At 41.2% G+C, this 11,724-nt stretch carries 10 protein-coding genes; 5 read left to right on the top strand and 5 right to left on the bottom strand.

Annotated elements, in window-relative coordinates; translation table 11 throughout:
* Window position 1: 1 nt before the first annotated feature.
* The gene (locus QQK09_RS06025) at window positions 2-1,084 is read left to right on the top strand and encodes a DNA alkylation repair protein (protein ID WP_284203211.1); all 1,083 of its coding nucleotides are present in this window, start codon (window positions 2-4) and stop codon (window positions 1,082-1,084) included.
* A gap of 869 nt (window positions 1,085-1,953) precedes the next feature.
* Here the strand turns inward: QQK09_RS06025 and cueR are convergent.
* Window positions 1,954-2,343 (bottom strand): Cu(I)-responsive transcriptional regulator, encoded by a 390-nt coding sequence (gene cueR, locus QQK09_RS06030; RefSeq protein ID WP_284203212.1) that lies wholly within the window; start codon window positions 2,341-2,343, stop codon window positions 1,954-1,956.
* The gene (locus QQK09_RS06035) at window positions 2,343-4,733 is read right to left on the bottom strand and encodes a heavy metal translocating P-type ATPase (RefSeq protein ID WP_284203213.1); all 2,391 of its coding nucleotides are present in this window, start codon (window positions 4,731-4,733) and stop codon (window positions 2,343-2,345) included. Before QQK09_RS06035 ends, cueR begins: the two co-directional genes overlap by 1 nt.
* Window positions 4,734-5,191: 458 nt before the next feature.
* Here QQK09_RS06035 and QQK09_RS06040 point away from each other — a divergent pair, with 458 nt between their 5' ends.
* From QQK09_RS06040 to QQK09_RS06050, 3 genes are all read left to right on the top strand, one after another.
* Window positions 5,192-5,632, top strand: a complete 441-nt coding sequence (locus tag QQK09_RS06040; protein WP_284203214.1) for a hypothetical protein — start codon at window positions 5,192-5,194, stop codon at window positions 5,630-5,632.
* 709 nt (window positions 5,633-6,341) lie between these two features.
* Window positions 6,342-6,917 carry a lipid-binding SYLF domain-containing protein gene (locus QQK09_RS06045; RefSeq protein WP_284203215.1) on the top strand — a complete coding sequence of 192 codons (576 nt, stop codon included), beginning with the start codon at window positions 6,342-6,344 and terminating at the stop codon, window positions 6,915-6,917.
* Window positions 6,918-7,061: 144 nt separating this feature from the next.
* Window positions 7,062-7,748, top strand: coding sequence for a DUF4336 domain-containing protein (locus QQK09_RS06050; protein WP_284203216.1), 687 nt, complete (start codon window positions 7,062-7,064; stop codon window positions 7,746-7,748).
* 74 nt (window positions 7,749-7,822) lie between these two features.
* Here QQK09_RS06050 and QQK09_RS06055 read toward each other — a convergent pair whose 3' ends face one another.
* From QQK09_RS06055 to QQK09_RS06065, 3 genes are all read right to left on the bottom strand, one after another.
* Complete coding sequence (locus tag QQK09_RS06055) at window positions 7,823-8,428, bottom strand: YitT family protein (RefSeq protein ID WP_284203217.1); 606 nt, start codon at window positions 8,426-8,428, stop codon at window positions 7,823-7,825.
* Window positions 8,429-8,709: 281 nt separating this feature from the next.
* Window positions 8,710-9,837: a zinc-binding dehydrogenase gene (locus QQK09_RS06060; protein WP_284203218.1), complete on the bottom strand. Its 1,128-nt coding sequence runs from the start codon at window positions 9,835-9,837 to the stop codon at window positions 8,710-8,712.
* A gap of 82 nt (window positions 9,838-9,919) precedes the next feature.
* The gene (locus QQK09_RS06065; protein WP_284203219.1) at window positions 9,920-10,609 is read right to left on the bottom strand and encodes a glutathione S-transferase family protein; all 690 of its coding nucleotides are present in this window, start codon (window positions 10,607-10,609) and stop codon (window positions 9,920-9,922) included.
* Window positions 10,610-10,803: 194 nt separating this feature from the next.
* On the opposite strand from QQK09_RS06065, the gene QQK09_RS06070 reads away from it, so the two are divergent.
* Complete coding sequence (locus QQK09_RS06070) at window positions 10,804-11,715, top strand: LysR family transcriptional regulator (RefSeq protein WP_284203220.1); 912 nt, start codon at window positions 10,804-10,806, stop codon at window positions 11,713-11,715.
* Window positions 11,716-11,724: the final 9 nt, after the last annotated feature.

Genomic DNA, 11,724 nt, shown 5'->3' on the forward strand with positions numbered 1-11,724 from the left:
TATGGCTGAATTACTGAAAGATGTTTATAGTCCCGCTTTTATTGATTCAGTCGCAACACAATTTAAGATTGCTTATCCAAGCTTTAAAAAACAGTCTTTTGTCGACACCATTTTTGATGCGCAGTGGCAGCAAAAAGAACTCAAAGCGCGCCTGACTTTTATCGCACAAACCCTGCATCAATTTTTACCTCAAGATTTTCAAAAAAGTACTAATATTTTAAAACAGGTTGCGCCTTTTTTTGGTAGTTACGAAGCAATGTTTTTCCCCGCTTTTGTCGAACTGTATGGGCTTGATGACTACCAAACCTCAATTGAAACATTGGCTGTTTTAACACAATTTTCAAGCGCTGAGTTTGCGGTGCGACCTTTCATTATTAACTACCCTGAACAGATGATCGCCCAGATGCTGATTTGGGCAGGTGACGATAATGTGCATGTGCGCCGATTAGCCAGTGAGGGCTGTCGTCCTCGATTACCTTGGGCGTGTGCGTTACCCGCGTTTAAAAAAGATCCAAGCGCGATTATCCCAATTCTTGAAAAACTAAAAGATGATAATGAGGATTATGTGTACCGCAGTGTGGCTAATAACCTCAATGATATCAGTAAAGATAACCCACAATTAGTGGTTAAACTTGCCCAACGTTGGTTACAGGATAAACCCACAAAAAATAGACGTTGGTTAGTTAAACATGGCTGCCGTGGGTTATTAAAAAGTGCAGAACCAGCGGTATTAGCGCTGTTTGGTTATAGCCCACCAACAGATATCACCTTGCAGCAGTTAGTGGTGGATGAAAAGGTCTGTTTAGGCGAGAAGTTGTCTTTCTCTTTTATTTTAGACAGTTCAAAAGCGTTAGGAAAATGCCGTTTAGAGTTTGCGATTAGCTTTATGAAAAGCAATGGTAAACAAGCAGACAAAATATTTAAAATTTCAGAATCAGAGATAACCAGCAACACCAAATCGTTCACTAAACAGTTTAGTTTTAAAGCCATATCAACACGTAAATATTACCTCGGTGCACATCAGATAAGCATCATTGTAAACGGTGTGAAAATGGCAACGCAAGATTTTGAGTTAACGGATTAAATTGCCCAAACACCCAAACCGTTGCCTGTAGGTCGCGGCTTTAGCCCGACAATCATGACTGTTGGCCTGAAGACCAACTTACAATATCTCTCTGTAGATTGCGGCTTCGGCCCGACAATCATTACTGTTGGCCTGAAGACCAACCTACGAAATTCACCACTCCTTTGTAGGTCGTGGCTTTAACCCGACAATCATGACTGTTGGCCTGAAGACCAACCTACGAAATTCACCACTCCCTTGTAGGTCGCGGCTTTAGCCCGACAATCATTACTGTTGGCCTGAAGACCAACTTACAATATCTCTTTATAGGTCGCGGCTTTAGCCCGACAATCATTACTGTTGACCTGAAGACCAACCCACAATATTGATCTGTAGGTCGTGGCTTCAGCACGACAATCATTACTGTTGGCCTGAAAACCAACCTACGAAATTCACCACTCCCTTGCAGGTCGCGGCTTTAGCCCGACAATCATTACTGTTGGCCTGAAGACCAACCCACAATGTTGCTCTGTAGATCACGGCTTCAGCCCGACAATCATGACTGTTGGCCTGAAGACCAACCTACGAAATTCACCACTCCCTTGTAGGTCGCGGCTTCAGCCCGACAATCATTATTGTTGGTATGAAGACCAACCTACGAAATTTACCACTCCTTTGTAGGTCGTGGCTTCAGCCCGACAATCATTACCGTTGGCCTGAAGACCAACCTACGAAATTCACCACTCCTTTGTAGGTCGCGGCTTTAGCCCGACAATCATGACTCCTTTGTAGGTCGTGGCTTTAGCCCGACAATCTTCCGATCCTAAAAAAACACCGAATCAAAACACCAATTTACTAACCGCTGATCGCTAACTGTTAATAACTGTCCATCATTTCCCAAAGGCATCAATAATCGGGCAGGCTGCTTGCGTATCGCCATGACATTGCTCCGCTAATGCTTTTAAACTCTCAAGCAGGGCTTGTTGTTGCTTAATTCGCTCTTCTAGCTCGGTTATTTTTTGTAATGCAATCTCTTTTACATCACTACTACTGCGCTGGTTGTCTTTAGAGAGCTCCAATAAAGCGCGGCTCTCCTTTAAATTAAAACCTGCATCCTTGGTACTTTTAATAAAATGCAGTTGCTTAATTAAAGATTCAGGATAATAGCGGTACTCATTTTCACTTCTCGGTGGTGCACTGATTAATCCTATCTGCTCATAATGGCGAATAGATTTGATAGATAAGCCCGTTTCTTTTGCCGCCTGGCTAATAGATAACATTATGAAAGATCCTTAATTTTGATACGTTTTAACAATAATGAATTGGTTAATACCGTGATACTAGAGAGTGCCATCGCAGCACCGGCAATCGCAGGGCTTAAATAACCCAATGCGGCGGCAGGTATCGCAATGGTATTAAATATAAAGGCCCAAAATAGATTCTGTTGAATCTTATGCCATGTCGCACGAGATATATCGATAGCAAGCGCAACTAAACGTGGGTCGTTACGCATTAAGGTGATTGATGCGCTCTCTTTTGCCGCATCACTACCCGTTCCCATGGCGATACTAATATCAGCTTGGGCAAGGGCTGGCGCATCGTTCACCCCATCACCGACCATCGCGATATGGTTACCCTGTTGTAACTCAATCAGTTTCGCTAATTTCTGCTCTGGTTTGAGCTCGCTGTAGCTATCATCAACCTGTAATTTATGTGCAATATCAGTCACAACACTGTGTTTATCACCACTTAAGATAATGGTTTTTAAGCCACGCAGTTTGAGTTCGGTAACTGCTTCAATACTGCTCTCACGTAATGTATCGGTGATGCTTAATAGTCCCCAAAATTCATTTTCTTTGGCAACATAAACCACACTTTCACTCGCCGAAAAGTTTAAATCAGTTGGAATGGAGATAGCGAATCGCTGCATCATTTTGAGGTTACCCGCAATGATCTGTTTATCCTCTACAATGCCGTGGATCCCTTCACCGTTCACCGCGTTGATATCACTTGCTGATGCAACAGTAATATTTTCAGCTAGACAGTGATCTTTGATCGTCGTTGCAATTGGGTGTTGGCTACCCATTTGTATTGCGGCAAGTTCAGCGAGCATTACGCTGTTTTGATTATCTGTGCTGTAGCAGTGACTAATCGCGCCTTTACCTTTGGTTAATGTGCCGGTTTTATCAAACACAATCGTTTGTAAACGAAACGCTTGTTGCAACGTTTTAATATCTTTAATTAATATGCCTTGTTGTGCTGCTACACCTGTTCCGACAACAACCGCAGTAGGCGTTGCAAGCCCGAGCGCACAGGGGCAAGCGATCACGAGTACCGCTACCGAATTAATTAACGCATGTTGAAAATCGCCAGTGGTGAAATACCAAATTGAGAAGGTAAGGGCGGCGATAACTAATACAACCGGCACAAAAATCGCACTTATTTTATCCACTAATTGCATAATAGGCGCTTTACTCATCTGTGCATTTTCAACTAAATGAATAATTTTACTTAAGCTTGTTGAGTCTCCGACTGCAGTGGTTTTTATCAGTAATACCCCCTCGCCATTAATACTGCCTGCAATCACTTTTTCTTGTATCTCTTTTAAGATCGGTTTACTTTCTCCGGTTAACAGTGACTCATCTAGATAGCTTGTCCCTTCAACCACCACGCCATCGACAGGCACTTTTTCACCAATAGCGAGTTGTACAATATCGCCGACCTGAACATCATCGATATTAACCGTTACAAACTGTTTGCCCTTTTTAATACGCGCGTTGTCTGGACGAAGTGCCATTAAGGCATTAATCGCACTGCTGGTGCTCTGTTTTGCACGATGCTCTAAATATTTACCCAGCGTGACAAGGGTAATCACTAGCGTACTCGATTCAAAATAAAGCGGATGATCTAAACCTGAAATTAAAATAGATAAACTATAGAAATAGGCCGCGCTGGTACCCAATGCAACCAGTAGATCCATGTTCGCGGCTTTATCTTTAAGGCTATTCCAAGCGCCTTTATAGAAACGGGCACCAATATAAAATTGTACAGGGGTTGCTAACAGAAACTCTAAGGTGCGTGGCAGAAAGTGGTGAGATCCGGTAATCAACATCATCACCATCGAGATCATAAACGGAATACTAAGCAGTACCGAGATGCTTAACAGAGTAAGCACTTTTTTATCGCGTTTTTGCTGTGCAAGCTGTTTGCTGTTTTGTTGCTGTGCGAAATTTTTGTGCTGCTTCTCGGTGAGTTCGTAACTAATAGAATCGACTAACGCTTTTAATTGCTGCTTGTTAAATGCACCATCAATGGTTTGAAACTGTACCGTTTCAGTTGCAAAGTTACTGTTTACATTAAAGGTGAAAGGGTGGTTTGCTAAGCTTTTAACGGTTTTTTTAGCGCAGTTAGCACAACTCCAGCCAACGACATCAAAGCTGAATGTTTGCAGGTCTGTCTGGTAGTTTTTTGCTTCTAATAAGTTAATCACCTGCGCCAGAATTTCGTTGCGTTCACTGGTGCCAGTAAAGTTTATTTGTGCTTTTTCAAGCGTAAAATTAACCTCACTGGTTACTCCCTCTATCTCATTTAATGCAGTCTGTAACTTACTCGCACAACCTGCGCAGTTCATGCCATAAACTGGCAGTGATAATGTATTTAAAGTAGACATAAGCAACCCTTGATAAAACAACCTATCTATATAATAACCTTTACCCTAAGGGTAAGGTAAAGGTTTATTAAAGGAACAGGCTGTTATTGATTGATGTGGACTGGTTTAATTAAGTTTTTGACTAGGAAACTAGGGGCGAAGCACTCTCTAAATTAAAGAGAAATAAGATAGAATGTCAGAACTTAATTAGCCTGCAACTGCAATGATTATTAATAGCCATGTAATTGATTATTAAAATATTTAGTGCTGTTTTTTGTTGTTGTTATGCAGTGGAAATACTCAGTAAGAAAGTAAAAATATCGATCTGCATCTTTCTTTTATTAGTTTGTATTGTTGAATTTTTAACACATATCATATTGTTACATATCCCTTCAACTTAACTACCTAATTAGTGGTATTTTTATGGCTGATTCATAAATTCACATTAATATAATCTTACGTCAAGCTAAGGAGTAATGATGCAAAATGTAATTGAAGAAAGACCATATGTTATTCAGGAAGTTAACCGCATCTTAGATAAAGAAGTCGCTAATAGAATCAATTTGGTGGGATCGTTACCTGGTGCATGTTTAAGGAGAGTTAAATCTCTCGATTCAAAATTGAGCATGATCGGTAAACAAATAGACACAAGCTATTTGACGCTAGAGCTTAGCAAGTCAATTACGGTTTTCGATCAAGACAGAACTCGCTTAGTGCTTCTTTTGGATGGTCTGCAACACGTTGAAGTCGTAGATCAAAAACAAATCATGTTAAATGCGGTTAATAATATTAATACCGCTATTAATAGGCCTTACAATTGTTCTTTTGATGAAACAGTCGGCTTATTGGCTAGTCTAGTTGAATCAATTGAAAGGTTTAGACTATTAATTGAAGGTGCTGATAAAGATACTGTCCATTAATTTATTCTTAATAGGCATTTATTTTTAATGTGTAAGTATATAAAAATTAATTTAGTGGTGTTTTCAACCATCCTGTCATGCACTTATCTAGGATTTGTTAATACCACAATATGAAACAGAGCAATGCCCGTAAACTAAAAGATATCAAACAATGGTAGCTAGCCTGCAATCGACACTTAATCTGCACTGACGGTGTGGACTTCCTGCCGCAATACGTCGAATTATTTACGGCTGCGCAGAGCCTAAAGCAGACATTATATAAGTTGTTTTTCTAGCTTGCTTTCGGTCATAAACCTATCTGATAAAATTTGAATGTTTTCACTTTAAATTAGTGGCCATAATCACTGTGCCACTTCACATCTAAGCGACTTATTGCAATACAGCACTGCAACAAATCAGCCCCTTAACTATTAACTATACTTGGCCGCTAGAGTGGCTACATAGTTATACCAAAGGAATTAATAAAGTTATCATTCTTACTGGTTAAAATTATCACTTACTGCGTTGTGAAGTGAGTACCGCTATTTAACAACCTACACCATAAAAACCGTTACCCTAAGCTTAAGGTTTTATTTCGGTAACGCAGCGTTATCAATTGACCATTTGTAAAATAATGTCAGGTGAAAAATATTTTTATTGATCAATTGTGCCTATATTAAGTGTTTACTTAGGAAACATAATTCATGACAAATAGGTAAAGGAGTAAATAATGACAGTGAAAAATATTGCAATATCAGGCGTTGTTTGTAGTTTATTAGTTGGTTGTGCGACAGGCTCAACACCTGCGATAAAAAAGAAAAATGCGGTAGCTGATACCTCTGAAGCATTGGCTCAAATCTATGAAGATCATCCTAGTGCCCAATCAACCGTGAATAAAAGCCTAGCTTATTTAGTGTGTACTGGCAGCGACAGTTATTTATTTGCCGCTTCAACGGGAGGGGGTATTTGTGTTTTGAATAGCAACGGGACATCTGAATTTTATCGTTTTGCTTCACTGGGTGTAGGGGCGGGTATTGGCTTTAAAAAAGCCGCTTTTGTTTATGCCTATAGCAGTGCAGATGCGCTACGACGTTTTAAAGAGGAAGGTTGGGATGCAGGCGCAAGAGCAGAAGCGAGCGCCAGAAATGATGACGATGGTGGTCAAACCGCAGCGAATACTTCTTATGATGTTGATGGGGTAACAATCTATCAGTCAGCTTTATGGGGAGCAGCAGCGCAAGCGACAGTGCAAGGCTATAAATTTTGGCCAACTGACTTTACCGACGATGTAGTAGAAAATAAGTAATTTAGTCGATTAAATCCAATCGTGGCGATTTATACCAATCTAGTTGTCACGTTTGTTTATCGATTTTTAAATAGTTATCGGTGCTGCACAGCCTAATTACAGCCAAGAAAACCCCGATATTTACCTAACCTGCATGGAGGGGGAATGCGAAATTTAGCGACAAATATTTGGATTTTTGAGGGCGAATCTGTGCCTTTTTTAGGCTTCCCATTTACCACTAGAATGACCGTTATTAAACTCTCAAATGATGAGTTATGGGTTCATAGTCCGATTAAATTAACGGTAACGATTCAAGCGCAAATACAATCCTTAGGCAATGTTAAATACCTCATTGCTCCAAATCATCTGCATCATCTTTTTTTAGCTGAGTGGCAACGAATGTATCCACAAGCCAGCAGTTATGGCACCGATGAGGTGATTAAAAAACGTGACGATATCACCTTTGATGCCTCACTGAATAAAGACAAGCCATGGCCTTGGGATGAAAATATACAACAAGTACTGTTTTCAGGTTCGCCGTTAATGCAAGAGTGCGTGTTTTTTCATCGAGCGGAACGGGTGTTGATCGTAACGGATTTAATTGAAAATTTTAGCGGCAATGATTTTAACTATTGGCAGCGAATGGTCGCAAAAATGGTGGGTATATTAGCACCACATGGAAAAATGCCGCTGGATTGGCGATTAAGCTTTATGTTTGCTAAATCGCAAGCGCGTCAGCAACTATCAATCATCTTTGCTTGGCAACCTAAGATGGTGATCATGTCGCACGGTATTATTGTTGAGCAAGACGCACACGCTTTTTTAAAGCGTAGCTTTAGTTGGTTAACTTAGTTAGGCTATTCAGTGAGATTTTTTACTGAATAAGCCCATCTATACGATTGAAACACGATTAAAACAGGGTTGCTTTATCTTGCACTATATCTGCCTGGTTTATGATTGATCACCAGTATCAGGTTATAGGAGATAGCACCAACGATAGATAACAGGATCGCTTGCCAATCAACAATGAAAATGGCCAGAAAAAGTACCACACAATCCACAGCCATTTGAAACTTACCAATCGATATTCCGTACTTTTGCGCTACATATTGCGCGAGAATACTCAGCCCACCTAAGCTCGCTTGATGTCTAAATAATCCCAGTAAACCAGACCCAACCAACAGTCCGCCGATAAGTGCTGCATATATCGGATCCAATTGTTCAAATTGCATGAATGAAGGGGCATATTCAACAAAAACAGACAGCAGAAAAACAGAGATAAATGTTTTTAAGGTAAACGCTAAACCGAGTTGTCTATATGACAAATAATAAAAGGGGAGATTAATCGCAAAAAATACTTCACTAAATGAAAAGGTTGTCGCGTATTGTCCGAGAAATGCTAAGCCCGCAGTGCCACCAATAAGTAACCCCGTTGATTTGAAAAACGTAATCCCCAGTGCCGCAAGCAGTGTACCGATAAGTATACCTTGAGCATCTTCAAATAAGGTGTGTTGCACGGATTTTGTAGACATAACAAGCCTAATAGTATGTGTTGGAATAGCAGTACAATAGCAATAATTAGACCAATAGTTAATATTCAACAATTTGTATAAAAAAGACGCTTGTTGGGTTGTTTTTCGGCTAAAAGTAGGTGAGGTAGAAAGTGCGTTGCACTAAGGTGGTGCAACAGGTTCAAATACCTGCGTTGAAGCGGAACATATCCCTTGATCAATAAGCAACTAAAAAGGCTGAGTCTACTGGTTAGACGCTGCCTTTTTCAATCTGATAATAGGTTGTTATTATTGAAGCTTAACTATTTTTGCGCTGTGATTAAGTATTTCTCACCTGTTGCTTGTTTAGCGTAACCGGCTACCGATTGTAATTGTAATACTTCTGCTAATGACACTTCATGTGTGTAGTGGCTAGCAAATGTTGTGGTGATTTCATCAGCAACACGTTGACGCATAGCAACGACCGTTTCAGTGCCTAGTTTGCCGAGTGCATTGAATAATAAGAATCCATTAATGCCCCACGCGAAACCAAAGTTACGGTTTAATGTAATAGGGCCACGGTTTAATGCGCCATAAATGTACACTTGTTTGAAGGTATCTGAGCCATACACACTGTGCTCTTTCATGTCGCGAGAAACTGCGGCTTCCATACAGTTAAGAATATCACTGGTTAACTGACCACCACCGATTGGGTCGAACGCAATCGTTGCACCCGTCTCAATAATGGCCGCCGTTAAATCAGCAAGGAACGTTTCACTGCTTGAGTTAACAATATATTTAGCACCCATTTCACGTAACAGTGTTGCCTGTTCTTCTTTGCGTACAATATTCACTAAATCGACGCCATCGGTAATACAGATACGGTTTAGCATTTGCCCAAGATTAGAGGCAGCCGCAGCATGAACAATCGCTTTATGGCCTTCAGCACGCATCGTTGCGACCATTGCTAATGCAGTAAGCGGGTTAACAAATGAAGAGGCACCTTGTTTCGCTGTAGTGCCTGTTTTTAGGGGTAAACAGCTTTGCACATTCGCTGCGATATATTGACGATAAGTACCGCCACCAATCACTGCAACCATTTTACCCATTAACGCTTGTGCTGCTGGCGATGAGCCTGCTGCAACAACCGTACCTGCACCTTCATTACCGACAGGTGTTGCTTTACCCACACGGGTTTTAAGCGATGGCATGTATTGCGCTGGCACGTCAGCAGTCAAAACAGGGCGTTGCGCTGTGCCTGATTGTGTCGCTGTTGTCATATCCGCTGCGCTGAACAGAACCGCTAGATCAGAGGGATTTAATGGTGCAGCTTCGATGCGAATAACCACTTCATCCGTAGCAGGTTGAGGCATATCGATATCTTGTAAAGCCAGTGTTAATGTATTGTCTTCACTGATAGTTGAAGTAAGTTGGATATTTGACGCTGTCATGTGCTTTGCTCCTGAAAAATTAAATTTATGAGTAATATATTGTGTTTACTTAGTCTGTTCTTTTATTTGTTTTTGTTGCTAACTATTTATTGGCCTTCGCGGCTTGAAACTGGACGTTTAGCTTTTGCATAAAGTCAGGCATATTTAGCTGACGATCGGCTTCCACGCGTTGCGCGATCTCAGATTGACTCATTGTTTCGTGCCACGCTTTCATTCCGGGTACTTCTGCAAATAGGTCCCAGTCTAGTTGGCTAGCAACAAATTTAATCGCCACTTGGTTCACGTAATACAGGTAGATATCGGCCATCGTAAAATGTTCGCCTGCAACCCAAGGTGAAAACTGACATAAGCGATTTAAGGCGGTAATGCCTCGCGTTAATACTTGACGCACTTCAGCGGCAACCACTTCAGGTACTGCTTTTCCTGTAAAGGCATAACCGATAAGTCGTCTGCTTGGCAGTTCAAAATAGAGCTCTGCTATTTTCATAATCTGACGTACCACTGCGCGTTGTGAGGAATCCTCAGGATAGAGCGGCGGAAACGTTAATGACGGGTAAGTCTCTTCGATAAAATCACAAATCACACTCGACTCCGACAGGTTTAACCCTTCTGGTGTTGTGATCGCCGGTACTTTGCCAACAGGACTGATAGCAAGTAACTGGTCGCTACCACCGTAAAGAAGATTCTCTTGGAAAGGCAGTTGTTTGTGTAACAGCAAGTGTTTCACTAGGTTGTAATAGTTACTCGCTGCAAAACCGTGCAAAATAATCATAAATCAGTTCCATTAAATTCGTGAAGGAAGACGCTCTAACTCACGCGGCAACAAGCTTAATGTTGCAATGTTTAGGTTGAGTCTATTATTACTTGTTTTAATTCGCTTATATATAAGGGAAAATGCGAATCACTATTGCTTTTAAGACAATAATAGAGCAAATAAACACAACTATTCATTTAATGGAGAAACTAATGGATCAACTCCGCGCAATTCGCTACTTCAGCAAAGTCGTTGAAACGGGCAGCTTCACCAAAGCCGCAAGTGCGTTTAATGTGCCGCCGTCATCGCTATCGAGGCGTGTTGCTGATTTAGAAAAGAGTTTGGGGGCGACGCTACTAAAACGTTCGACTCGGATCGTTAAATTGACCGAAGTTGGGCAAATTTATTATAACGATATGCAACAAATCTTGAATCAACTCGCGCAAAGCAACGAAACCGTACGTAGCTACCAAACCACCCCGATGGGGCGTTTACGTATCAGCTCGATGGTCGGCTTTGGTGAACGGATATTGCTGCCTTTATTAGATGAATTCAGCGCGTTATACCCAGAAATTGTATTAGATGTTAGTTTAAGTGATGAGTTATCAACCCTCGGGCGTGACGATGTCGATATTGCGATTCGTGGTGGGTATGCACCGAATGAGCGTGTATTAGCAATAAGGCTAATGGACAATGCTTTTATTCCTGTTGCTTCACCTTGTTATCTTGCGAAATATGGCGTGCCTAGTTGTGCGATGGAATTAAAGCAGCATAAAGGTCTTTATTTTAAAATGCCCTTAGGCCCAACTCCTTGGTTATGTCATATCGATGGTCAGTGGCATGATGTTTCAGGCCCTGCGGTGGCGATCTCTAATAACGGACCATGGCTCGCAAAAAAAGCCTGTAACGGAGAAGGTATTTTAATGTCAACGCGATGGGCGTTAGGGTCTTACCTTGAATCTGGGGTGTTACAAGAACTTCATTTTGAGCAACCGTTATCGATTACTCAACAGGCGGATTTGGCGGTGTATCTGTTGTATCAAAAACAGCGCTATTTAGTCCCCAAAGTAAAAGCCGCCGTGGACTTTTTAGTTGAAAGAATAAAAGAGAGTCATGAGCGTTAGCAATGAACG

Origin of the sequence: Psychromonas marina (assembly GCF_030161115.1) — a bacterium.
Classification (GTDB): domain Bacteria; phylum Pseudomonadota; class Gammaproteobacteria; order Enterobacterales; family Psychromonadaceae; genus Psychromonas; species Psychromonas marina.

What these genes read in the sequence shown, in the direction of transcription:
- QQK09_RS06025 (WP_284203211.1), top strand. Translation starts at nt 2, where the DNA reads ATGGCTGAATTACTGAAAGATGTTTATAGTCCCGCTTTTATTGATTCA.
- cueR (WP_284203212.1), bottom strand. Translation starts at nt 2,343, where the DNA reads ATGTTATCTATTAGCCAGGCGGCAAAAGAAACGGGCTTATCTATCAAA.
- QQK09_RS06035 (WP_284203213.1), bottom strand. Translation starts at nt 4,733, where the DNA reads ATGTCTACTTTAAATACATTATCACTGCCAGTTTATGGCATGAACTGC.
- QQK09_RS06040 (WP_284203214.1), top strand. Translation starts at nt 5,192, where the DNA reads ATGCAAAATGTAATTGAAGAAAGACCATATGTTATTCAGGAAGTTAAC.
- QQK09_RS06045 (WP_284203215.1), top strand. Translation starts at nt 6,342, where the DNA reads ATGACAGTGAAAAATATTGCAATATCAGGCGTTGTTTGTAGTTTATTA.
- QQK09_RS06050 (WP_284203216.1), top strand. Translation starts at nt 7,062, where the DNA reads ATGCGAAATTTAGCGACAAATATTTGGATTTTTGAGGGCGAATCTGTG.
- QQK09_RS06055 (WP_284203217.1), bottom strand. Translation starts at nt 8,428, where the DNA reads ATGTCTACAAAATCCGTGCAACACACCTTATTTGAAGATGCTCAAGGT.
- QQK09_RS06060 (WP_284203218.1), bottom strand. Translation starts at nt 9,837, where the DNA reads ATGACAGCGTCAAATATCCAACTTACTTCAACTATCAGTGAAGACAAT.
- QQK09_RS06065 (WP_284203219.1), bottom strand. Translation starts at nt 10,609, where the DNA reads ATGATTATTTTGCACGGTTTTGCAGCGAGTAACTATTACAACCTAGTG.
- QQK09_RS06070 (WP_284203220.1), top strand. Translation starts at nt 10,804, where the DNA reads ATGGATCAACTCCGCGCAATTCGCTACTTCAGCAAAGTCGTTGAAACG.